Source organism: Pseudomonas sp. GT1P32, from assembly GCF_054897805.1.
The window spans coordinates 6,489,199-6,511,945 of the sequence record NZ_CM142704.1 but is presented as its reverse complement, the minus strand read 5'-3'; the positions used below and the strand labels follow the sequence as shown (position 1 = coordinate 6,511,945).

Here is a 22,747-nt window from a genome sequence, read left to right as displayed (position 1 = left end):
ACCTAGAACGCCAGTTTGTAGCCGATCAGCACCAGCATCGTCGCCAGGCACGGTCGCAACACCTCATCCGAGATGCGGCCGGTCAGATGGCTGCCCAGGTAAATCCCCGGCAGCGAACCGACCAGCAAGTAGCCCAGCACATGCCAATCCATGTTGCCCATGCTCGCATGGCCGAGACCGGCGACCAGGGTCAGCGGTACGGCGTGGGCGATTTCCGTGCCGACGAGGCGGCGGGTAGGCAACAGCGGATACAGGATGAACAGCGCCACGGTGCCCAGGGCGCCCGCACCGATGGAGGTCAGGGCGACCATGGTGCCGAGGATCAGGCCGGTGATCACCGTCAGCCCATTCAAGCGTTTGCCGCTTGGGTTGTAGGTGCCACCGGCGCGTTTGTGGGCGAAGTCGAGCAGGCGTTTCTTGAAGAAAATCGCCAGTGCCGTGGCAAACAGGACAAAGCCCAGCGCCTGTTTGATGATGGCGTTCATCGCGTCGGGGGACGTTTGCAAACTGCTCAGGAACCACAACGTCAGCGCCACGGCCGGCACACTGCCGAGCGTCAGCCAACCGGTAATGGCCCAGTCGATGTTCTTGTTCTTGCGATGTACCAGCACACCACTGGATTTGGTAATCGCGGCGTACAGCAGGTCCGTACCCACCGCAGTCGCCGGATTGATGCCGAACCAAAGCAGGATCGGCGTCATCAGCGAGCCGCCGCCCACGCCGGTCATACCGACAATGAACCCCACCACCAAACCTGCCACAACCAAACCGAAGTTAACGAAATCCATTAACACGCCCACAAAAACGCATGAAAAAACTGGCCCGCAGCATAGCGATTTTTCTTATAACCACTTATATCAATGCGGTCTATCGTTATTCCTGCACGCGCATTCCTTGTAGGAGCCGGCTTGCCGGCGATAGCGGCATATCTGCAACATTGATTTGACTGACACACCGCAATCGCCGGCAAGCCGGCTCCTACAGGGTCGGGTTTCATTGCACGGGGAGGAAATTGAGGAACAACAGGCTCTGTGCGTAATTCAGGCCGATCCGCCGGTAGCGCTCGTCCAGCATCTGGGTCAGCAGGTCCAGGCGCGCGACGATTTTGCCGAACTCCACGGCAAAACTCAGGTTGCTGCCCTCCTCCGAGATCTCGTTGGAAAACAGTAGGGGTTCGCCGTTTTTGTTTTGCCGCTGGCTGAGGATCCAGGTGGCTTTCTCGATGTTGCGCGCGGCGTTGCTGATGAAGACAGGGTTGATCGCATCGGTCATGTAAAACTCCAGCCGATTGCCGTGAGCGGTGACCAGCATGCTGCCGATGGCGTAGATGAAAGCGCCGACCCGGTCGCCGAGGAACTCCGGGCTCATGGCGTAACTCAGCGCCGCCAGATCCTTCTTGCCCCCCAGCGTCGGCAGCGGTTGTTGCTGCTCGATGGCCAGGCGCACTTGTTTGCTGGCGGTGCGGGCGTCGAGGAATCCGGACTTCTTCAGCTCCTGCGGGTTGCGCAGGTAGAGCTTGCCCATCAGCAGGTAGAGGCTGTCGAGGTTGTCGCGCATCGCCAGGGTGGCCATGCGGTCGACGCTGGTCTGTAGGAATTCCTGGGGCCTGCCTTCACGAAACTGGCTGACGATGTCCCGGCCCTGCTGCTGGCTGCAACCGGTCGTGATGAGCATCGACAGCACGGCGAGCAGCAGGCAATGGCGGCGGATGTGCACAGCGGTGAGGGGTAAAACTCGGGCCATGGGTGCTTGAACTTGGGCATGGGCCGGCAGAGGGGATCGCCGCAGGCTGCCAAGGGTAGAGCCGTGGATTGCGAAAAAGTGCAATGCCGACAGTCATCAGTGCGGGCGGTGGGACTTAACCTATGGGCTATCCTGCTGTCCACGGGAGTATCAATCGATTAACAGAAAGGAGGTTTGCATGCGGACTCTCGAACTGGCCGGCATCAACGTACCGGTCATCGGCCAAGGCACCTGGCGCATGGGTGAAGATCGCGCTCGACACCGTGAGGAAGTCGCCGCGTTGCGCCTGGGCATCGAGTTGGGCATGACCTTGATCGACACCGCGGAAATGTACGGCGAAGGGGGCGCCGAGAAAGTGGTGGGAGAAGCCATTGCCGGCCTGCGCGACAAGGTGTTTCTGGTCAGCAAGGTGTATCCGCACAACGCCAGCCGCAAGGGCATCCCCGAGGCCTGCTCACGCAGTCTGCGGCGGTTGAACACCGATTACATCGATGTGTACTTGCTGCACTGGCGCGGTCAGTATCCCCTTGAAGAAACCGTTGAGGCATTCGAACGCCTGCGCGAGGCCGGCAAGATCGGCCGTTGGGGCGTGTCCAATTTCGACGTGGATGACCTGCAAGAACTGGCCTCCCCGTCCTGCGCCACCAATCAAGTGCTCTACAACCTTGAGGAGCGTGGAATAGAATTTGATTTACTGCCGTGGAGCCAACAGCATCGTCAGCCATTGATGGCGTACTGTCCCATCGGCCAGGGCGGGAGTTTGCTGGCTCACCCGACACTCAAGCAGGTGGCCGCCCGTCACGCGGCGACACCGGCCCAGGTAGCCTTGGCATGGATTCTGCGGCAGGATGGAGTCATTGCCATCCCCAAGGCGGTCCGACCTGAGCATGTGCAACTGAATGCACATGCCGCGCAATTAAAGCTTGTAGCCGGGGATCTGGAGGCGCTGGACCACGCGTTTCACGCGCCACACCGCAAACAGCGACTGGCCATGGTCTGAGCCATCGCGGTTCTGTCAGAGGGCTTCTCATGAGAAGCACCGATCAGCTCGACGTCTTTGATCTGCAACGCTTTCTACGGGCGCAGGACCCGGTATTCGATCGGGTGAAAAACGAACTCGCTACGGGCCGCAAGCGCAGTCACTGGATGTGGTTCATCTTTCCGCAATTCATCGGCCTGGGCGGCAGCGAAATGTCGCAACGATATGCCATTCACTCGGGAGAGGAGGCTTCGGCGTACCTCAAGCATGCGCAGCTGGGCCCACGGCTGCGCGCCTGCACGCAGTTGGTGCTGGATATTCCGGAACGCTCCATCATCGAAATTTTCGGCCATCCGGACAATCTGAAATTCCGTTCGTCGATGACCCTGTTCGCGCAGTTTGCCCCGGATGACAGCCTGTTCCAGCAAGCGCTGATGCGGCACTTCCATGGGATTCCGGATGACTGGACGTTATCGCTGCTGGACTCAAAACAGGCCCAACTGCCCCCCAATCAGGGTTGAGAAATCGTCATCCACGAATGGGAGAATCGCATCCGCCACCGGTTGCAGTTGCCGGGTGACGTAGTGGTCGTAATCGATCGGCGCGCTGCGGATCTCCAGCGGCTCGGGCCCGGCGACGCTGATCACGTAGCTGATCCAGCCGCCGTTCTGGTATTGCCGCGGACGGCCCTGTCGATCGTTATAGTCGTCGGCGATCCGCGCCGCGCGGACATGCGGCGGCACGTTGCGTTCATAGTCATCCAGGGTCCGACGCAAGCGCTTGCGGTAGATCAGGCGATCATCGAACTCGCCCGCCAGAGTCTTGCGCACGTACTCGCGGACATAGTCCTGATAGGGCTGGCGATGGAAGATCCGTGTGTACAGCTCTTGCTGGAATTGCCGGGCCAGCAGCGACCAGTCGGTGCGCACGGTTTCCAGCCCCTTGTAGACCATCTCGTCAGTGCCGTCGTCACGCGTGACCAGCCCGGCATAACGCTTCTTGCTGCCCTCCTCCGCACCGCGAATGGTCGGCATCAGAAAGCGCTTGTAGTGGGTTTCGAACTGTAATTCCAATGCGCTTTGCAGCCCGTACTCCTCTTGCACATGCACGCGCCACCACTGATTAACGTGATCCACCAGCGCGAGGCCGATCTGCGCCGCTTCCTGCTGACCGTGGGCGCGGCGCAGCCAGACAAACGTCGAGTCGGTATCGCCATAGATCACCGTGTGCCCCTGGGCTTCGATCAGTTGGCGGGTACGCAGCATGATTTCGTGCCCGCGCAACGTGATCGACGAGGCCAGACGCGTATCGAAAAAACGGCAACCGCTGGAACCGAGCACGCCGTAGAAGGCGTTCATGATGATCTTCAGCGCCTGGGACAACGGTGCGTTGTGTTCGCGCTTGGCGGTTTCGCGGCCCTCGGCGACGCGGGCGACAATGGCCGGGAGGCAATGCCGGGTTCTGGAAAAACGCGCCCCGCGAAAACCGGGCACCGACTCGCTGTCCTCGGGATGCTTGAGCCCTTCGATCAGGCCCACCGGGTCGATGAGGAAGGTGCGGATGATCGATGGATAGAGGCTTTTGTAGTCGAGCACCAGCACAGATTCGTACAGGCCCGGTTGCGAGTCCATGACAAATCCGCCGGGGCTGGCCTGCGCCGGCTTGCTGCCGAGGTTGGGCGCAACGAAACCCTGGCGGTGCATCAGCGGCATGTACAGGTGCGTGAAGGCCGCCACCGAACCGCCACTGCGATCCGCCGGCAAACCGGTCACGCTGGCCCGCTCCAGCAGGAAAGTGAGCAATTGGGTCTTGGCGAAAATCCGCGTGACCAGTTCGCAGTCCTTGAGGTTGTAAGTGGCGAGGGCCGGTTTGTCCTCGGCGAACATGCGGTTGATTTCGTCCATGCGCTGGTACGGCGTGCTGATCGCCTTGCCTTCGCCGAGCAGGGTTTGCGCGACGTTTTCCAGGCTGAACGATGGAAAACTCCAGGTCGCCGAACGCAGGGATTCGATGCCGTCGATGATCAATCGCCCGGCGGCCGAGGCGAAGTAATGGTTGCGGCTGCCGTGCTCGCGCCACTGCATTTCCTCGCCGCCGCGCCCCAGTTTCAGCGGCACCGCCAAGCGTCGGGCGTGTTCGTGCAGCACGCGCAAATCGAACTGCACGACGTTCCAGCCAATGATCGCGTCAGGGTCGTGCAGGGCGAACCATTCGTTGAGCTTTTTCAGCAGCAGGGTTCGCGACTCGCAATACTCGAGCTGGAAGTCGACCTTGCCGTCATCGCCGTTGGGCGGGCCGAGCATGTACACCTGACGCTCGCCGCAGCCTTCCAGCGCGATGGAATACAAATCGCCCTGAGCGGTGGTTTCGATGTCCAGGGACACCAGCCTGAGCGTCGGTCGATAGTCGGGATCGGGTTTCATCTGCGCGTCGAGCAGCAGGCCTTCGGCATCGGGTGTGCCACCGAAGATCACCGGCGCGGTGATGAAGCGCTCCATCATGTAGCGTTCCGGTGGGCGTACGTCGGCCTCGAACATCTCGACGCCGGCCTTGCGCAGCGCGGTTTCCAGGCGCATCAGCTGACCGTGTTGCTGGCAATACAGGCCGAGCACCGGGCGATGCTCGAAATCCAGCAGGGCCAGGGGTTTGAGCTCGACGTTTTTTTCGCCGTGCAGCACCTGCTCAGCCTGCTCGCGTTGCTCGGCGGGGATGAACGCCACCGACGGTTGATGCGGCAGGCGAATACGCTGGGGACCGGTGTCGGTCGCCAGCCAGAACTCGACTTCCGTACCGGCCGGGGTATCGCGCCAATGCCGGGTCAGGACGAAGCCCCGCTGTAAATCCACCACTGCAACCTCACATCCGATTCAGAGCGCAATTCTACGCGGCATTGCGGGGGATAACAGCGAACGCCTGGATTGGAATGATCCCTTGTAGGAGCCGGCTTGCTGGCGATAGCGGTGGGCCAGACGATATTTTTATCGTTTGAACGGGCGCCATCGCCAGCAAGCCGGCTCCTACAAGGTCGGTGGTGTGTTCGAAAATGTGAGGTTTATCGAAGAAAAACAGCTGAATGACGTTTTTTGCGCGTTATCTGCCGTTTTCTGCCTTGCCCTCGGCGCTCGGGTCTACGATTCTTCAAGAACAACGACAACACCCGAGAAGCCACCATGAAAACCGTCGCCCAACTGCTCAAGTTGAAAGATCAGAAAAATCAGGAAGTGCACCAGATCAAACCCGATCACATGGTGCTCGAAGCACTGATGAAGATGGCCGAGAAGAACGTCGGTGCTTTGCTGGTGGTAGAGAATGACGAAGTGCTGGGCATCATCAGTGAACGTGATTACGCGCGCAAACTGGTGCTGCATGGCCGCTCTTCCGTGGGCACGCCGGTGCGCGACATCATGGTGTCGCCCGTCATCACCGTGGACACCCATCAAACCGTCGATACGTGCCTGGGCATCATGTCTGACAGGCGCCTGCGTCACCTGCCGGTGGTGGAAAACGGCAAGTTGATCGGCTTGCTGTCGATCGGCGACCTGGTCAAGGAAGCGATTGCGGAGCAGGCAGAACTGATTCGCCAGCTGGAGCAGTACATTCGCGGCGAGTAATGCGAGCCCTGTAGGAGCCGGCTTGCTGGCGATAGCGGTGGGTCAGTCGACACATTTATCGTCTGATAGGACGCTATCGCCAGCAAGCCGGCTCCTACAGGGGTCATCGCTGTTCAGGACGGCCAATGCCGCGCAAAGACCGGTGCCAGTGTCGGGTGCCGGTCGATTCGCTCAAGCCAGGCGAAAAAACCGGGCCGGGCACTGCGCAAATGCTCCCGGGTGCCCGCCCACCGCGAGATCACCGCCGCCAATACATCCAGCGCGCCGGGCGTCTCATCGCCCAGGTACAACTCGCCCGAGAACTGATCGGCAAACACCTCCCAACTCCAGTGCAACCGCTCGCGAGCGCCGGCCATGAGGTTGTCCCGCGAGGGTTTGTCCGCCACGAGCAACCAGCGCTCGGGGTAATCGATGATGCCGATCGCCGCATAACAATTGGTGACGATGTACACCAGCCCCCGGATCGCCTGATCGCGCTCGGCGGCGTCTTTCGGCAGCAGTTTCGACTTGGGAAACGTCAACCCGAGATGAATCAAGATCGCTGCACTTTCAGTGAGAATGCTGCCATCAGGCAGTTGCAGGGTCGGAATCTGCTTCAGCGGGTTGATCTTCTCCAGCGCGTGGGCCGCCTCGGTGGATAACTCGACGTCGATGAAGCGGTAAGGAATCTCGCACAGCTCCAACGCGGCTTCGATGGCGGCGGCGCCGGAGTTCTGGTGTCCGTATAGCTGATACATATCGCGCTCCTGGCGAGACGAACAGGTAGTCGGTAGACGAGCGGGCAAAGGTCACGTTCCCTGCCATTTGGCGGATCGATGCAGGTAAGATGCGCGATCCCGGGGCACTCTTTAAATACCCCCGCAGCACACTTCAAGGAAAGAACATGCGCCAACAGGATGGCCAACGCGCCGCACTTTTTCGTACCGTCGGTTTCATTCTGGCCTGCCTGGCGCTAAGTGCCTGCTCGCCAAGCGACCACTCGTCATCGGCCAGTCTAGCCGGTGAACAAGGGCGTGGCGGGGCCATGCTCGCCTATGAACACGAATTGCAGCTGTTGCTGCCCCAGGCGGAAATCGCCCCGCGCTTGCAGGCCACGCGTGAGGCGTGCGAAACCGCTCGCTTCGGCGCCTGCAACGTCTTGCGCATCGAGCAAGGCGCCGGTCGCGCCGACATCACCTTGCGCATTGCCCCTGCCGGCGTCGAGCCGTTGGTGGCTATGGCCGCCGAGGGTGGCGAACTGGGTCAGCGGATCACCAGCGCCGAAGACCTCGCCGATGCCGTGGACGACACCCGTCGACGCCAGGAACGACTCAAGGCTCAGCAGCAACGCCTGGATGAGCTGGCGACCCGCAAAGACATCAGCGTCACCGATCTGATCACCCTGAGCAAAGAGCAGGCCGGGATCGAAAACGATCTGCAAGCCCTGGCGCAGATTGCCGCCGGGCACCAGCGGCGTCTGGACACCAATCGGGTCACCTTATCGTTCCTGCCGACCGGCGCCAGCAGTCGCTCGTCGCACTTGAGCCAGGCGTTCAGCAACTTGCTCGACAACCTGGCCGACGGCGCCGCCGATGCACTGGAAAAAACCAGTTACGCCCTGCCCTTCCTGATCCTCGCGTTCCCGCTGTTCATGCTGTGGGTCTGGTTGTGGCGCAAGTTTGTTCGGCGTCGGACCTGAGCCCGCCGTGCACCACAGGCATTCAATTATTTTTTTTGGCCACTGCATCCAAATCGCTTTCCGCCGGGTAGTCCCTGTAGCAGCCCCTGTTGCTGCGCAGCGGATGACTCATTAACGGAGAGAATGTCATGAACGCCAGACAACTGATTTGCCTTGCCGCCTTGTTCGCCGCCGTGCCTGCGGCCTTTGCCCAGACCGGTCTGCCTGACAGCATCAAGGTTCCGGACGGGCACAAGGTCGCCATGGAAACCACCGGCGTCGGCGAGATCACCTACGAATGCCGGGACAAGGCCAACGCGGCCGGCCAGACCGAATGGGTGTTTGTCGGGCCCAAAGCCGTGCTCAATGATCGCGCTGGCAAGCAAGTCGGCACCTACTTCGGCCCGCCGGCAACCTGGCAAGCGAAGGATGGCTCGAAAGTCACCGGCACCCAACTGGCCGTGGCACCGTCGAGCCCGGGCAATCTGCCCTATCAACTGGTCAAGGCCAATCCGGCCGAGGGCAAAGGTGCGATGAGTGGCGTCAGTTACATCCAGCGCGTGGCCCTCAAGGGTGGCGTCGCCCCAAGCGCCGAATGCACGGCGGCCAACAAGGGCAAGCAGGAAGTGGTGAAGTATCAGGCGGACTATATTTTCTGGGCGGCCAGCTAACCCCCAAGCCCAACGCAACCCCTGTAGGAGCGAGGCTTGCCCGCGAAGAGGCCGTGTCAGGCGATATCAATTTCGACTGACCGATAGCCTTCGCGGGCAAGCCTCGCTCCTACAGGAATGGGGATTGTTTGCTAGATTGCATTCGGACTGCCCCACATAACGGCTGAGCACAGTGTCCTTGCCCGAATCCATTTTCGACTATGAAGCTCACCTCGCTGCCTGTGGCCGGGGCGAGCGTCAGGCCCTGCGGGATTTGTACGTGCAGGAGAGTCCGCGGCTGCTCGGCGTTGCCCGACGTCTGGTGCGCGACACCGCGCTGGCCGAAGACATTGTCCACGATGCGTTCCTCAAGATCTGGACCGGCGCCGCAGGTTTCGACCCGGCGCGGGGGTCAGCACGAGGCTGGATGTTCAGCGTCACCCGGCACCTGGCGCTCAACTTCATCCGTGACAACAGCCACGAAATCCAGGGCGATATCGACGTGCAGAACGACGCTGAAACCTTCGATGCCCAGGTGCATTCCTCACGCATTCATCTGTGCCTTGAGCAACTGGACCCTGCGCGGCGCAGCTGCATTCTGCACGCGTACGTCGACGGTTATTCCCACGCACAGATTTCACACAAACTCGGCACCCCGCTGGGCACCGTCAAAGCCTGGATCAAACGGAGCCTGACGGCATTGCGGGAGTGCATGGGATGACGATCAGGCCTGCGGACGAGACCCCGGAACAACTCGACGAATTGGCCAGCGAGTATGTGCTGGGCACGCTCTCGGCCGAACAGCGCAGCGCGGTTCAGCAACGCCTGCCCGACGATGCCGAACTGCGCACGGCAGTCGATACCTGGGAGCGTCGCTTGTTGGGCCTGACGGACTTTGCCCAGGCCGAAACGCCGTCGCTGCCGCTGTGGCAACGCATCGAACGCAGCGTCAACGCCCTGAGCCGACAGCCAGCGGTCGAAGCTTCCTGGTGGAATCGCTTGGCGCTGTGGCGCGGGCTCGCCGGTGCGGGGCTGGCGGCCACGTTGCTGCTCGGCGCGTTGCTGCTGACGCAAACCACGGTCAAGCCGACCTATCTGGTGGTGCTGGTTGCGCCGCAAGACAAAGCGCCGGGCTGGGTGATTTCGGCCAGCAACCCGAGGGAAATCCAGTTGATTCCGCTAGGCGTCGCGCAGGTTCCGGAAGACAAGGCACTGGAGTTCTGGACCAAGGCCGAAGGCTGGCAAGGGCCGGTGTCGCTGGGCTTGGTCAAACCGGGGCAAACGCTGTCGGTGCCTGTGGATAAACTGCCGCCGCTGCAACCCGACCAACTGTTCGAACTGACCCTGGAAAACCGCACCGGCTCGCCGATCGGCAAGCCAACCGGGCCGATTCAGTTCATCGGGCGAGCGGTGAAAGTGATCTGAAAGCCTCGCGCCCGCCCCCCGTGTAAAACCACCCCCGACCTGCCGACGGCCGAACCATCACGCCCACGCACGGGGAGTCAGCCGTTCCATCATTGCCGTCAATGTTCACCATCACGTCAATGAAGTTCTCATAAAAACTGTGCGGCGTACCATCAGCTCCATACCAAACAACTACACCCCGGAGCACACCACCATGAAACGCCAACTCTTCCTCAGCATCGCTTTCTCGGTTTTTGCAGTTAACGCTTTTGCCGCTTCGTCCGCTCACCCGGTTGTCGCTGAAGGCGGCTCGGATCGGTTGATTGAAAGCCGTGTGGCTGAGGGTGGTTCGGATCGTTTGATCGAAAATCGTGTGGCCGAAGGTGGTTCCGACCGCCTGATCGAAAACCGCGTCGCCGAAGGTGGTTCTGACCGTCTGATCGAAAACCGCGTTGCCGAAGGTGGTTCGGATCGTCTGATCGAAAACCGCGTTGCCGAAGGTGGTTCCGACCGTCTGATCGAAAACCGCGTTGCCGAAGGTGGTTCGGATCGTCTGATCGAAAAACGCGTTGCCGAAGGTGGTTCCGATCGTCTGATCGAGAATCGTGTGGCCGAAGGTGGTTCCGACCGTCTGATCGAAAGCCGCGCTGTATGAATGAATGGTTTTGCAGCAACACTCGACAAAAAACCCGGCCTTACCCGCCGGGTTTTTTTATGCATTTTTTGAGACCGGTCACTTCCCTGCCAGCGCCATGCAGCGCTGATAACGCTCGTCGACCCGCTTGGCAAACCACGCCGTGGTGAGTTTTCGGGTAATTTTCGGGCTCTGCAACGCAATCCCCGGCAATACCGCTCGCGGCAATGAACGGCCTTCGGCCTTCTCGGCCAATTCGAAAACCCGCTGATACAACGTGCTGTCCTCGAACTCGAGGCTTTTGCCCTTCTCCAGTTGATCCCGAATCGTCGGGTTACGCATGCCCAGTTGCTTGCCGAGGGTGCGCACGGCCAGTTCCGTGGTGCCGGGCATGATCGAGTCGTAGCGCACCAGATCACCGTCCAGCGCCAGAGGAATCCCCGAAGCACGGCTCACCGCGTTCTGAAATGCGGCGTTTCGACTGGCGTACCAACCGGCGTTGAAATCGGCGAAGCGGTACAGCGGCTGCTTGTAGCTCACCGGATAACCGAGCAAGTGGGCGATGCCGAAATACATACCGCCGCGACGGCTGAACACTTCATGCCGAATCGTGCCGTCCACCGGGTACGGATAACCCCGCGCCTGCTGCTCGGCGAAGTCGATGCTGACCTGCATCGGCCCACCGGTGTGCACCGGATTGAAACCACCGAACAGCGTGCGGCCCATGGGTACCCTGCCGATGAAATCATCGAAGATCGCGCTCAATTCCTTTTCACTGCGCGCAGCATTCAATCGGTCGCTGTAGCTTTTGCCGGTGCTGGAACGTATTTGCAGCGCACCGCTCACCAGCAGGCCGGGGATGTGGGCTTTGGCGGCACGGCGGTCGATTTCCTCTCGGGCGATCTTGCCCAGGCCCGGCACCGGCGGGTCCGCCTGAAAGGTCGACTCCTGCTCGGTGACCGCCAGTACGGAACACAGATTTTGCGTAGAGGGATAAATGTTCTGCGCAGCAAACGCCGCGTAGATGTCCGTGGCCCAGCCTTGGCGATCAACGGTTTTCGCCGGCAGCAGGCGCACGATCTCGGCCTTGACCTCTTTGGGTGTGCGGGCCGGGGCTTCCTGGGTGCGCTGAGTCCCGCAACCGGCCAGCACCAACAGCGCCGCGACGCTCGTGATCAATCGATTGGCTTGCATGGCGCTCCATCAGATCCGTTGAACCGGGTTAACCATACGATCAATCGCATGGCGCAGGCTATGACTGTGCCGGCGACACACTGTTCCCGGCACAGACACATTGAACGGTGGGAGCCGGCTTGCTGGCGATGGGAGCAACGAAGTGCATCAGGATGACCGCGTTATCGTTCATCGCCAGCAAGCCGGCTCCTACAGGGGCTTTCCGTTGGGCGGGGTGTCTGGCGGCCCTCTTCGGCTGGACCATACTTGAGCCGAACGCCAAAGAGGACAGACGTATGAACCGCAGTGACGTACTGATCATCGGCGCCGGCCCCACCGGGCTGGTGCTCGCGCTGTGGCTGAGCAAACTGGGGATCCGTGTGCGGATTATCGACAAGACTTCGGCCCCCGGCACCACTTCAAGGGCGCTGGCGGTGCAGGCGCGGACGTTGGAGCTGTATCGCCAGCTCGACCTCAGCGACGCCGTGATTCAGGGCGGTCATCGCGTGGCGGCCGCCAATTTCTGGGTCAAGGGCGAAGCCGTGGCGCGCTTGCCGTTGAGCCGGATTGGCGAGGGTCTGACGCCGTACGCGTTCCTGGAAATATTTCCTCAGGACGAGCATGAGCAATTGCTGATTGAACGCCTGGAAGCCTTTGGCATCCGGGTCGAGCGCAACACCGAGCTGGAGAGTTTCGAGGAAACCGGTGACGGCATCACCGCGCGGCTGCGCCTGCCCGATGGTCAAGAGGAAACCTGTCAGGCCTGTTACCTCGCCGGCTGCGACGGTGCCCGCTCGCGGGTGCGCAAAACCCTCGACACCGGATTTCCCGGCGGCACCTACCAGCAAATTTTCTACGTGGCCGACGTGCAGGCCAGCGGGCCGGCGCTCAATGGCGAGCTGCACCTGGACCTCGATGAAGCGGACTTTCTCGCGGTGTTTCCCCTCGCCGGCGAAGGTCGCGCGCGGTTGATCGGCACCGTTCGCGACGAACGCGCCGAGCACGTGGAAACCCTGCGATTCGAAGACGTCAGCACCCGCGCCATCGAACACTTGAAGGTGCAGATCGAGCAGGTGAACTGGTTTTCGACCTACCGTGTGCATCATCGGGTGGCCGATCACTTTCGCAGCGGTCGCGCGTTTCTATTGGGCGACGCGGCCCATGTCCACAGCCCGGCGGGCGGCCAGGGCATGAACACCGGCATCGGCGATGCCATCAACCTCGCCTGGAAATTCGCGGCCGTGTTGAGCGGCGGTGCTGCCCCACATCTGCTCGACACGTATGAAACCGAGCGCATCGCCTTTGCCCGCAAACTGGTCGCCACCACCGACCGGGTGTTCAGTTTTGTCACCGCCGAAGGACGCATGGCGGATTTGCTGCGTACTCGTCTGGCGCCGTTCCTGTTGCCGAAAATGGCTTCGTTCGAGGCCTCCCGGGAATTCCTGTTTCGCACGGTGTCGCAGATCACCCTCAATTATCGTGGAATGCCATTGAGCACCGGCGTCGCCGGGCACGTTCACGGTGGCGACCGCTTGCCGTGGGCGCATGACGGCGAAGGGGATAATTTCGGGCCGCTGAAGTGCCCGAACTGGCAGGTGCATGTGTACGGCGACACCAGCGACGAAATGATTGCCTGGTGCAATGAACATCACTTGCCGTTGCATGTGTTTGACTGGCGGCCGGCGTTTGAAACATCCGGCCTTGGGCGCAACGGGTTTTATTTGTTGCGGCCGGATACCTACGTGGCGGTGGCCGAGACGTGCTCGGATCCGAAGGTGATCGAACGGTACTTCCGGGATCGCGGGATACGGCCGTATTTCGGGGCCTGAGCGCGCCGCAAATCCTGTAGGAGCAAGCTTGCTCGCGATGAGGCCGGACCCTCCAGCGTCTCGGGTGACTGGCCCACCGCTTCGCCAGCAAGCTGGCTCCTACAGATTTTGTGTGTTTTTTAAATTCCGGCCAGGGCCAGGTCCATCGCGAAGTAGGTAAAGATCAAATCCGCCCCCGCCCGTTTGATCGCGCCGAGACTCTCGCGCACCACGCGGTCCTCATCGATGGCGCCGGCCTGTGCGCCGAACTTGATCATCGCGTACTCGCCGCTGACCTGGTACGCCGACAGCGGCAGGCGCGAAACCTCGCGAATGTCGCGGATGATGTCCAGGTACGCGCCGGCCGGCTTGACCATCAGCGCGTCGGCGCCTTCCTGCTCGTCCATCAGCGATTCACGCACCGCTTCGCGGCGGTTCATCGGGTTCATTTGATAGCTTTTGCGGTCGCCCTTGAGTGCGCTGCCGCCGGCTTCGCGGAACGGGCCGTAGAGCGCCGAGGCGAATTTGGTCGAATAGGCCATGATCGCGGTCTGGGTGAAACCGGCGGCGTCCAGCGCCCGGCGAATCGCCTGGACCTGCCCGTCCATGGCCGCCGACGGCGCGATCACATCGGCACCGGCACGGGCTGCCGCGACGGCTTGTTTGCCGAGGTTGATCAAGGTCTGGTCATTGTCGACTTCGTGGTTGTGCAACACGCCGCAGTGACCGTGGTCGGTGTATTCGCAGAAGCAGGTGTCGGACATCACGATCATCTCCGGCACCGCGTCCTTGGCGATGCGCGCCATGCGCGAGACCAGGCCATTGTCGCTCCAGGTGTCGCTGCCGCTGCTGTCCAGATGATGGGACACGCCGAAGGTCATCACCGACTTGATCCCCGCACGGGCATAGCGCTCGATCTCGCCGGCCAGTTTCGACTCCGGAATCCGCATCACACCGGGCATGCTTTTGATCGGCACGAAGTCGTCGATTTCTTCCTCGACGAAAATCGGCAGCACCAGATCGTTCAAGCTGAATTCGGTTTCCTGGAACAGGCTGCGCAGGCTCGCATTGCGGCGCAGACGGCGTGGACGTGCTTCGGGGAACTGGCTGGACATGGGTTTTCCTGAAAAAACGGGGGACGAGACGAAAGTCGTAGGGGGCGAAAGCTTATGCCCAGTTCGCCGCCGGGCACAAACCTCAGCGGAGTAAAAACCGTTACCGCCACAGCAACAATCACCACAAGCCCGCTCCCACAAGTTTAGATTTTCAGCGTGCCGGTAATGCACGTAACTACAGAACCACCAATCCAGATCTCATCGCCAATCCGCTCGACCGCAATTCGCCCGGCCCGCCCCATGGTCAGGCCCTGACTCACCACGTAAGACGCCGGTGCCAGCCCTTCGCTGAGCAGCCATTGGGCGATGCCGGCATTCAGACTGCCAGTGGCAGGGTCTTCCGGCATGCCGTCACCGGAAATGAACGCCCGCACTTCGAACTGTGCGTCATCGCCGTCACGCTCGGGATGCCACGGCGCAATCACGCCGACCGCGAGGCCGAGCATCTGCGCATGGTCCGGCTGCAGGTCCAGCACCTGCTGGCGATCTTCGACCATCACCGCCAGCCAACCCGCGCCGTTATCGACCCACTGCGCCCGCACGATGGCGCCCGGTTCCAGCCGGAGCCCGCGTCGCACGCGCTCCACCAGCTCCGCCTGCACCGGCCCGGTTTTGAGCAGTGGCGGGGCGAGAAAGGCCAGTTCCGCGCCTTGTCGGCGCACCCGCACCAGGCCCACGCCGCATTCCTGAATGATCTCCTCGCCCTTGGGCACGCCACCGGCTTCGAGCCAGGCATGGCAGGTGCCGAGGGTCGGGTGACCGGCGAACGGCAATTCGTTCAGGGTGGTGAAAATCCGCACCCGGTAATCGGCCCGAGGGTCCTGCGGGGCGAGGATGAACGTGGTTTCACTGAGATTGGTCCAGGTGGCGAACGCCGCCATGCGCTCATCGCTGAGCTCATCGGCACCGAACACCACGGCCAACGGATTGCCCTTGAGCGCAACGCGGCTGAAGACATCTACTTGCTTGAAATCGAATGCGTGCATGGCCTGCCTTGGTCTTGGTGGATTCGAAAGGTCTTACTTGGGAATTTCCAGCCCGCGCATCACCGCCGGCCGCGCCAGGAAGCGCTCCAGCACCCGCGTCACGTTCGGGAAATCCTTGATGCCCACCAGATCGCCCGCCTCATAGAAGCCGATCAGGTTGCGCACCCACGGGAATGTCGCGATATCGGCGATGGTGTAGCGCTCGCCCATGATCCAGTCGCGCCCCTGCAGACGTCCATCAAGCACTTTTAACAAACGTTTACTTTCCTCGACATAGCGATCCCGAGGGCGTTTGTCTTCGTAGTCCTTGCCGGCGAATTTGTTGAAAAAACCGAGCTGGCCAAACATCGGCCCGATACCACCCATCTGAAACATCAACCACTGGATCGTCTCGTAACGCGCAGCCGATTCCTGGGCCAGCAACTGCCCGCTCTTGTCGGCGAGGTAAATCAGAATCGCCCCGGATTCGAACAACGGCAGCGGCAGGTCGTCCGGACCGTGGGGGTCGAGGATCGCCGGGATTTTGTTGTTGGGGTTCAGCGACAGAAACTCGGGCGACAGCTGGTCGTTGGTGTCGAAGCCCACGCGATGCGGCTCGTAGGGCAGGCCGATCTCTTCGAGCATGATCGACACCTTGACGCCGTTGGGGGTCGGCAACGAGTAGAGCTGAATCCACTCAGGGTACTGGGCTGGCCATTTTTGAGTGATAGGGAAAGCAGACAGATCGGTCATCGCATGGATCCACGAAGAGATTGAGAGGCACGATCATAGTGTGAGTGGCCGCAGGCTGCGACGTACGGCGTATCGATATTGATGATTACCAAGATCAATGGATTGCAGTCATCTCCAGCGACCACCCCGTGTACTGTGTCCATAATTCCGCAACATCCTGTCGATAACCTCTGCTCCAACCCGTTCAAGGTTATCGGTACATTGCTGCGCATGCCGCCGGAATCGAACCAAACGGGCCTCAGTGGACTCTGAGTGCTGCCCTTTCGGAAACGGACCGGATCATCGACATGGAAAACACCCGACGCAGGGAGCGAGTGGTGTAAAGGTTTGTCAGCCTTAACCGAATGCGCTGAAGAACCCTTATTCCATGATGAACCTTATGAAATTGGTCCGACGCTTCAAACATCGCGCTTACATCGTGCTGCCCTCCCTGTTGGCAATCAGTGCGCTGTTCCTGTCGTTTGAAGTCAGTGAAAGCCGCGCCCAGCCGGTTGACGGCACCCAGACGCTGGTCTTCCTGCGCCACGCGGAAAAACCCGCCGGCGGCCTCGGCCAACTCAATTGCCAGGGCCTGAACCGCGCCATCGACCTGGCCACCCTGCTCCCGGAAAAATTCGGCAAGGCCAACTACGTGTTTGCAGCCAACCCGACGCGCAATGTCGAGGAAGGCGAGCTGGATAATTCCTACAGCTACATTCGCCCCCTGATGACCATCAGCCCCAGCGCCATCAAGCTCGGTTTGCCGGTGAACATCAACTTCTCGGCCAACGACACCAGTGACCTGGCCGACGAACTGCTGCATGACAAGTACCACAACTCGGTGATCTACACCGCGTGGTCCCACGGCTACCTGCCCGAGCTGATCAACAAGGTCGCCGGCGAAGCGGTCGGCAAGAAACAGAACATCACCGATGACTGGGAATCCAGCGACTACGACTCGCTGTATGTACTCACCCTGACCTGGCACAACGGCAAGGCCAGTCTGCAGAGCCACAGCTACAAGCAAGGCCTGGATAACGGCCGGGAAACCTGCCCGACATAACACGATTTGTGTAGGAGCCGGCTTGCTGGCGATATAGGCGCCGCAGTGTTTCAGGAACGCCGCGTTATCGTTCATCGCCAGCAAGCTGGCTCCTACAAGGTTGGGGGTTATGGGAGCAGGATAACTTTGTCGCCACTGCCCTGATTCACTTCGGCATAACGTTCCAGCCCTTCGGCCAATGGCGATTCGAACAACCCTTGCGGCAACGGCAACAGGTCCTGGTCGAAGAACCGGCCGAACTGATCGAGCATCGCCGCGCACGCTTGCACGCCGTACAGCAACGAGTTGATCCCCACCACCGAACCGCCCTTGCGATACAGCGCCAGCGCCGGCAATTGCACCTGGCCATCCACCGGCGCGGCGATGATCGCGATGCGACCGAACGCGGCCAGTGCAGGGACGGAGGCCGGTAGCCAGAACCCGGTGGTGTCAAAAATCACGTCGGCGCCGCCGGTGTAGACCGCATTCACCTGCGCCCCCAAGTCCTCGGGTTTATCCAGCTGCAACGTCTGATACCCCTGAGCCTGCAAGTCCTTGACCTGCTCCGGCCGCCGCGCCGCCGCCAGCACCTGGGCGCCACGCACCTTGGCCAGCGCCAGCGCAGCACTGCCGACCGCCCCGCCACCGATCACCAATAACCGCGTTTGAGCGTTCACCAGGCTGCGCTCCAGCGCATCCCACGCCGTGGTGTAAGGCACGCCGAGGCTGGCGGCCTGGGCAAAACTCAGGTGCGTCGGTTTGCGCGCCACGCCGTTGGCCGGCAGCTTGACGAATTGCGCATGGGAGCCGTCGGCGAAAAAGCCCAGTTCACGACCGGTGCCCCACACTTCCTGACCGATCAACGCCTGCGGGCCTTCGACGACTACACCCGCAAAATCACGCCCGGGAATGCGCGGCAACGTGGTGTAGGGAAAACGCCCCAGCACATTCTTCACATCGCTGGGATTGAGGCCGGCGGCCTTGATTTGCACCAGCACTTCATCGGCGCCGGGCACGGGGGTCGGAACCTCGACATAGCGCAGGGCCGAGAGGTCGCCGGTTTTGTCGAACTGCAATGCTTTCATGAGAGTGTCCATCCAACAGGGGAAAGGGAATTCAGGAGATCCAGCCTGTGACCAGTTGCCGCCCCATGGGCCACAACTTTTCACCGGCAAGCATGCCCAGCAGGCCCACCAGCGCGATGGCCGGTGGGGCGGGGGAACGAAAATCCAGCGCGCCGTAAAGCAAACCGACGCCCAGACCGATGACCAGCGAGATGAGGTAGCTCATGGCAGACTCCGTGGGCAATTGAGGGATGCCCAAAGTCTAAAGGCCGGCATCAGCAAGCATCGGCCAAGTGCTTCTGAATTTCGGCCAAACCACCCGCAACAACCTGTAGGAGCCAGCTTGCTGGCGATAGCTGACGTGAGGGCGATGCAAAATTTGAGGATGCTATCGCCAGCAAGCTGGCTCCTACAGGTTCGTGCAGAACTGCGAGGGCGCGACACCCAGTTCCCGACGGAACATGTCACTGAAGCTGCTCGGCGAATAGCCCAGCTCCCGGGCAATCGCACTGACCGGTGCCCCCTGGATCAGCTCCGCGACCGCCGTCGCCAGTTGCACCTGTCGCCGCCACTCGGCGAAGCCCATGCCCAGACCGTCCTTGAACAGCCGCGCCAGGGTGCGCACGCTGGCCCCGGCGTTTTGCGCGTGTTGTTCGAAGGAAACGTCCAGCGATGGCGCGGCCATGACGGCCTGACACAGGTTCATCAGACGCCGGTCGGAATCATCCGGCAACGGGATTTTCAACAGCGAACGCCTGGCTCGCCGCAGTTCCAGCAGTGCCAGCCCGACCAGCGCCTCGTAATACTCCGGCGCGCCGTCGTCGCCCTGCTCCACCAGCCCGACGATGAGTTCACGCAGCAACCCGCCCACTTCGATCACCTGGACCGTGTCGTCCAGCGTTGCCGCCAATGCCGGACGCAGGTAGATGTTGCGCATCTGCAGGTCCGAGACCACGCGTATGCCGTGAGGCACGCCCGGCGGCAACCACACCGCCCGTTGCGGCGGCACCACCAGCGCCTCATGCGGTGTTTCGACCCACATCACCCCGCTCATCGCATACAGCAACTGGCCCCAGACATGCTCGTGGGGCTCGATGAACAGCCCGCGCGGATAGGTGCGCGCCAACGGTTGCACGGGCACATCGGTGTCACTCAGGTCGGGGGGCGCGGCAAGGGCCATGGTCAGCATTCATCGGGTTTTTCAGAAAATCCATGGTAACCAGCCGCAGGCCTTGTCGCCACTGGCTGCAGCCGTCTGACAATCCGAATGAATTTTCCGTACGCCCGACGATCCTTCTATTAACACAGGGAGGAATACGGGCTTTATGAATAACGCAAAACTTTTCGTCATTGAATACACCCTTCATGGCGTCCCCAAGTCTTTCATCATTCGCCTGGACAAAATGGACAATGCGGATGCTTGGCACTGGGCGAGTTGCGACGCCGGTGTGGGCCGGATCCCGCGCTTTGGAAGGGAGAAAGTGCAAAAGACCAGCAAGCCGATGGCGGAAAAATTCGGCGTGGAAAACGTCACATGGCGACCCGCGAGCTAACGACGGTTTTCTGTAGGAGCAAGCTCGCCCGCGATGAACGATAACGCGGTCAGCCTGTAGAACCTCGACGCCCGCATCGCCAGCAAGCTTGCTCCTACACAGTCAGTGTTGGGCGCACTTGCAGTCTTTGTGCACGCATTCTTCACCGTGTTCATGGTGTTTGGCGCAGGCTTCGCAGCAGTAGTGCTTGCCGTGACGTGCGATCGGATGCTGGCCCAGTTTGCAGTTGCATTTCTTGCAGTCGCATTTACTTTCGCTATCGATCATGAGTCTGACTCCTGAGGTGGTGGTCGTCGGGGCTACAACCCGTCTCACCAGTGTAGAAGTTGCCACAGACGACGCAGCCCAAACCTGTAGGAGCGAGGCTTGCCCGCGAAGAACGATAACGCGATGTAACTGTTTAGATCGCGGCATCTGCTTCGCGGGCAAGCCTCGCTCCTACAGGAAAGCGAAAGCGGTCAGGCCTGGCGGGTATTGCTGCGATACATGAACACCAGCGCCAACCCGAGCAACACCATCGCCAGTATCCGGCTGCCGGACAGCTCGATCTGCGGGTTGCCCAGCCAGCCGAAGTTATCGATCAGCATCCCCATGCCCAACTGCCCGACGATCACCGCGACCGTCGCCACTGCCGTACCCACCCGTGGCACCGCCCCCACCATCACCATCATGTACACCACGCCGAACAGCGCGCCGCTGAGCTGCCATTTCGGCACGTCCAGCAGGCTCATGGCCTGGGCCGGCTCGAAAAACAGGATCAACAACCCGGTGCTCACTGCACCCACCACGAACGTCAACAAACTGCTGCGCAGCACACCGACCGTTTCGCCCAGTCGCCCATTGATGGCGGCCTGAACACTCAACACCGCACCGGCAGCCACGACCACCGCCAACAAAATAATCAGATTCATCATTAACCCCGCGCAATCAGAACAAGTGCCGCCACAATCAGCAGCAAGGCCAGCCAACGTTCACCGTTGACCTTTTTACGAGTGGCGCCGAACCAGCCGAAGTGGTCGATCAGCACGCTTTTACCGACCTGCCCGGACAGGATCGCGATCATCGTCATCGCAATGCCGATGTGCGGCGTAGCCAGGGTCAGCACCACCACGTAGATCGGCCCGAGAAAACCGCCGATCAACTGCCAGCGCGGCAAGTCGCTGAAGGCCGGTCCCTTTTGCGGGCCGCTGAGCAACAGCAGGAAAAACAGGATCGCCGAGCCGACGCCGAAGATGCTCAACGTCGCCCACAAGTGACCGACCTGAACCCCCAGCGGCCCGAGCAGACCGGCCTCCACGGACAGGCCCATACCGGCCAGGATCACCAAAGGCAGCAGCAAAAGCCGCAACCCCGGTTGGGTTGCTGGTGTGACAGCGATATCGATTGAAGAAGATTGCATAACAGAGACCTACCCATTTTCAAATGAACTACACGGTCGCCTGTAGGAGCGAAGCTTGCTCGCGAAGGCGGCGTGTCAGTCGACGAAGATGAAAACTGACACGCCGCCTTCGCGAGCAAGCTTCGCTCCTACAAGGTCTGCGTGCAGGAAGTGAGCGCATTATCGGCTGGCGCTGCTGTGCGATAAATGGGAGCATCCTGACAACACTTTTGCGCAACTCGCACAGCAGGATTCTTCATGCACGGCCTCAACGAATTGGGTTTCAAGGCACTTCGGCTGTTTGTCGCGGTACTCGACCACGGCAGCTTCTCTGAAGTCGCCCGCCGCGAGGGCCTGGCGCCGTCGTCGATTTCCCGGCAGATCCAGTTGATGGAACAGGCGCTGAGCCAGCAATTGCTTTACCGCCACACCCGTGCGGTCACGCCGACAGAAGCCGGACGCTTGCTCGGCGAGCATGCGCGGTTGGTGCTGGTGCAGTTGGAGGAAGCCGAACAGGCGTTGCAGGAACAACAAAGCGAGCCGAGCGGACTGGTGCGGATCAACGCGCCGGTGGTGTTTGGCCAACGGCATCTGACGCCCTGGCTGGGGCAACTGTGTGAGCGTTACCCGAAATTGCAGCTGGATATCCAGCAGACCGACAGTTACGTCGCACCGTTACAGGAAGGTGCCGACCTGCTGTTTCGCATCGGCCCGCTGCACGATTCGAGTATGCAGGCGCGGATTCTGGCGCCACAACGCTTTCAGGTGGCGGCGAGCCCGACGTACTTGAGACGCCATGGCACACCGTTGCATCCCGAAGATCTCGCGGCGCATCAATGCCTGGCCTACAAAGGCGTGGCCGGCCAGCAGCGCTGGTTTTTCCGCCAGGGTCAGCAGGACTGGACGCCCTACTCGGTGAAGGGACCGATCACCGGCAACCACGCCGACACACTCACACAGGCCGCCGAACAAGGCCTGGGCCTGGTGATGTTTCCGTCGTGGCTGATTGGTGAAGCGGTGCGCAACGGCACGCTGGTGCCGGTGCTCGGGGAATATCAGGTGTCCAACAGCCTTGAGCCGCAACAGATCGCCGTGCTCTGGCCCGGGAGCCGGCGGTTGTCGGTGAAGGTGCGCACGGTGATTGATTTCTATGTCGAATGCTTCGGGACCGTGCCGTATTGGGACAGACCCTAGGGACGATGCAAAATGCTTACTGTAGGAGCCAGGCTTGCCGGCGAA

Annotated in this window: 26 protein-coding genes; 12 read left to right on the top strand and 14 right to left on the bottom strand. The window is 61.1% G+C overall.

The genetic code is table 11. The annotated features are described in order from the left end of the window. Positions 1–2: 2 nt before the first annotated feature. Both ACYZUC_RS29720 and ACYZUC_RS29715 read right to left on the bottom strand, forming a co-directional pair. A complete protein-coding gene (locus ACYZUC_RS29720) occupies positions 3–788 on the bottom strand; it encodes a sulfite exporter TauE/SafE family protein (RefSeq protein WP_008033636.1) in 786 nt (261 codons plus the stop codon). A 205-nt stretch (positions 789–993) separates the two neighbouring features. Continuing rightward, complete coding sequence (locus ACYZUC_RS29715) at positions 994–1,743, bottom strand: hypothetical protein (RefSeq protein ID WP_461992210.1); 750 nt, start codon at positions 1,741–1,743, stop codon at positions 994–996. A gap of 178 nt (positions 1,744–1,921) precedes the next feature. Between ACYZUC_RS29715 and ACYZUC_RS29710 the strand changes: the two genes are divergently transcribed. Together ACYZUC_RS29710 and ACYZUC_RS29705 are read left to right on the top strand one after the other, a co-directional pair. After that, the gene (locus ACYZUC_RS29710; protein WP_461992208.1) at positions 1,922–2,743 is read left to right on the top strand and encodes an aldo/keto reductase; all 822 of its coding nucleotides are present in this window, start codon (positions 1,922–1,924) and stop codon (positions 2,741–2,743) included. Between the two features lie 29 nt (positions 2,744–2,772). After that, the gene (locus tag ACYZUC_RS29705) at positions 2,773–3,243 is read left to right on the top strand and encodes a DUF1810 domain-containing protein (RefSeq protein ID WP_461992206.1); all 471 of its coding nucleotides are present in this window, start codon (positions 2,773–2,775) and stop codon (positions 3,241–3,243) included. Here the strand turns inward: ACYZUC_RS29705 and ACYZUC_RS29700 are convergent. After that, positions 3,208–5,568, bottom strand: coding sequence for a DNA polymerase II (locus tag ACYZUC_RS29700; protein ID WP_461992205.1), 2,361 nt, complete (start codon positions 5,566–5,568; stop codon positions 3,208–3,210). The genes ACYZUC_RS29705 and ACYZUC_RS29700 overlap by 36 nt on opposite strands. A gap of 324 nt (positions 5,569–5,892) precedes the next feature. On the opposite strand from ACYZUC_RS29700, the gene ACYZUC_RS29695 reads away from it, so the two are divergent. Further along, a complete protein-coding gene (locus ACYZUC_RS29695) occupies positions 5,893–6,333 on the top strand; it encodes a CBS domain-containing protein (RefSeq protein WP_007944798.1) in 441 nt (146 codons plus the stop codon). Between the two features lie 113 nt (positions 6,334–6,446). Here ACYZUC_RS29695 and ACYZUC_RS29690 read toward each other — a convergent pair whose 3' ends face one another. Next, complete coding sequence (locus tag ACYZUC_RS29690; RefSeq protein WP_461992204.1) at positions 6,447–7,070, bottom strand: glutathione S-transferase; 624 nt, start codon at positions 7,068–7,070, stop codon at positions 6,447–6,449. Between the two features lie 146 nt (positions 7,071–7,216). Here ACYZUC_RS29690 and ACYZUC_RS29685 point away from each other — a divergent pair, with 146 nt between their 5' ends. From ACYZUC_RS29685 to ACYZUC_RS29665, 5 genes are all read left to right on the top strand, one after another. Continuing rightward, positions 7,217–8,011, top strand: coding sequence for a DUF4349 domain-containing protein (locus tag ACYZUC_RS29685; protein WP_461992203.1), 795 nt, complete (start codon positions 7,217–7,219; stop codon positions 8,009–8,011). 128 nt (positions 8,012–8,139) lie between these two features. After that, positions 8,140–8,661 (top strand): DUF3455 domain-containing protein, encoded by a 522-nt coding sequence (locus ACYZUC_RS29680; RefSeq protein ID WP_461992202.1) that lies wholly within the window; start codon positions 8,140–8,142, stop codon positions 8,659–8,661. 172 nt (positions 8,662–8,833) lie between these two features. Next, on the top strand, positions 8,834–9,361 hold the full coding sequence (locus ACYZUC_RS29675; protein WP_461992200.1) for a sigma-70 family RNA polymerase sigma factor: 528 nt from the start codon (positions 8,834–8,836) through the stop codon (positions 9,359–9,361). Further along, positions 9,358–10,065: an anti-sigma factor gene (locus ACYZUC_RS29670; RefSeq protein ID WP_461992199.1), complete on the top strand. Its 708-nt coding sequence runs from the start codon at positions 9,358–9,360 to the stop codon at positions 10,063–10,065. The genes ACYZUC_RS29675 and ACYZUC_RS29670 overlap by 4 nt, the downstream gene beginning before the upstream one ends. Positions 10,066–10,258: 193 nt before the next feature. Continuing rightward, positions 10,259–10,699 (top strand): phage infection protein, encoded by a 441-nt coding sequence (locus ACYZUC_RS29665; protein WP_461992197.1) that lies wholly within the window; start codon positions 10,259–10,261, stop codon positions 10,697–10,699. A 78-nt stretch (positions 10,700–10,777) separates the two neighbouring features. Here the strand turns inward: ACYZUC_RS29665 and ACYZUC_RS29660 are convergent, their stop codons facing one another. Then, positions 10,778–11,872, bottom strand: coding sequence for a DUF1615 domain-containing protein (locus ACYZUC_RS29660; protein WP_461992195.1), 1,095 nt, complete (start codon positions 11,870–11,872; stop codon positions 10,778–10,780). A gap of 275 nt (positions 11,873–12,147) precedes the next feature. Here ACYZUC_RS29660 and ACYZUC_RS29655 point away from each other — a divergent pair, with 275 nt between their 5' ends. Further along, positions 12,148–13,680, top strand: a complete 1,533-nt coding sequence (locus ACYZUC_RS29655; RefSeq protein ID WP_461992193.1) for an FAD-dependent oxidoreductase — start codon at positions 12,148–12,150, stop codon at positions 13,678–13,680. Between the two features lie 119 nt (positions 13,681–13,799). Here the strand turns inward: ACYZUC_RS29655 and hemB are convergent, their stop codons facing one another. From hemB to ACYZUC_RS29640, 3 genes are all read right to left on the bottom strand, one after another. Next, a complete protein-coding gene (gene hemB / locus ACYZUC_RS29650; protein ID WP_008045200.1) occupies positions 13,800–14,774 on the bottom strand; it encodes a porphobilinogen synthase in 975 nt (324 codons plus the stop codon). Positions 14,775–14,917: 143 nt separating this feature from the next. After that, complete coding sequence (locus tag ACYZUC_RS29645; RefSeq protein ID WP_461992191.1) at positions 14,918–15,760, bottom strand: PhzF family phenazine biosynthesis protein; 843 nt, start codon at positions 15,758–15,760, stop codon at positions 14,918–14,920. 33 nt (positions 15,761–15,793) lie between these two features. Further along, positions 15,794–16,492, bottom strand: coding sequence for a glutathione binding-like protein (locus ACYZUC_RS29640; protein WP_008035182.1), 699 nt, complete (start codon positions 16,490–16,492; stop codon positions 15,794–15,796). A 367-nt stretch (positions 16,493–16,859) separates the two neighbouring features. Here ACYZUC_RS29640 and ACYZUC_RS29635 point away from each other — a divergent pair, with 367 nt between their 5' ends. After that, positions 16,860–17,534, top strand: a complete 675-nt coding sequence (locus ACYZUC_RS29635) for a histidine phosphatase family protein (RefSeq protein ID WP_461992189.1) — start codon at positions 16,860–16,862, stop codon at positions 17,532–17,534. A 107-nt stretch (positions 17,535–17,641) separates the two neighbouring features. On the opposite strand, the gene ACYZUC_RS29630 is transcribed toward ACYZUC_RS29635, so the two are convergent. The 3 genes from ACYZUC_RS29630 to ACYZUC_RS29620 form a co-directional block, all read right to left on the bottom strand. Next, complete coding sequence (locus ACYZUC_RS29630) at positions 17,642–18,598, bottom strand: quinone oxidoreductase family protein (protein WP_008045193.1); 957 nt, start codon at positions 18,596–18,598, stop codon at positions 17,642–17,644. 31 nt (positions 18,599–18,629) lie between these two features. Then, the gene (locus ACYZUC_RS29625) at positions 18,630–18,803 is read right to left on the bottom strand and encodes a DUF1427 family protein (RefSeq protein WP_008035179.1); all 174 of its coding nucleotides are present in this window, start codon (positions 18,801–18,803) and stop codon (positions 18,630–18,632) included. Positions 18,804–18,986: 183 nt separating this feature from the next. Then, positions 18,987–19,757: an AraC family transcriptional regulator gene (locus tag ACYZUC_RS29620; RefSeq protein ID WP_032832904.1), complete on the bottom strand. Its 771-nt coding sequence runs from the start codon at positions 19,755–19,757 to the stop codon at positions 18,987–18,989. A gap of 145 nt (positions 19,758–19,902) precedes the next feature. On the opposite strand from ACYZUC_RS29620, the gene ACYZUC_RS29615 reads away from it, so the two are divergent. Then, entirely contained in the window at positions 19,903–20,130 is a 228-nt protein-coding gene (locus ACYZUC_RS29615; protein ID WP_461992186.1) for a DUF6555 family protein, read from the top strand. A 102-nt stretch (positions 20,131–20,232) separates the two neighbouring features. Here the strand turns inward: ACYZUC_RS29615 and ACYZUC_RS29610 are convergent, their stop codons facing one another. From ACYZUC_RS29610 to ACYZUC_RS29600, 3 genes are all read right to left on the bottom strand, one after another. Continuing rightward, entirely contained in the window at positions 20,233–20,397 is a 165-nt protein-coding gene (locus ACYZUC_RS29610) for a metallothionein (protein ID WP_192228929.1), read from the bottom strand. Between the two features lie 191 nt (positions 20,398–20,588). Further along, complete coding sequence (locus ACYZUC_RS29605; RefSeq protein WP_008035175.1) at positions 20,589–21,044, bottom strand: DMT family transporter; 456 nt, start codon at positions 21,042–21,044, stop codon at positions 20,589–20,591. Beyond that, positions 21,044–21,529: a DMT family transporter gene (locus ACYZUC_RS29600; protein WP_223452709.1), complete on the bottom strand. Its 486-nt coding sequence runs from the start codon at positions 21,527–21,529 to the stop codon at positions 21,044–21,046. Before ACYZUC_RS29600 ends, ACYZUC_RS29605 begins: the two co-directional genes overlap by 1 nt. A 237-nt stretch (positions 21,530–21,766) precedes the next feature. Between ACYZUC_RS29600 and ACYZUC_RS29595 the strand changes: the two genes are divergently transcribed. Further along, positions 21,767–22,702 (top strand): LysR family transcriptional regulator, encoded by a 936-nt coding sequence (locus ACYZUC_RS29595; protein WP_461992183.1) that lies wholly within the window; start codon positions 21,767–21,769, stop codon positions 22,700–22,702. The last annotated feature ends 45 nt before the right edge of the window (positions 22,703–22,747 follow it).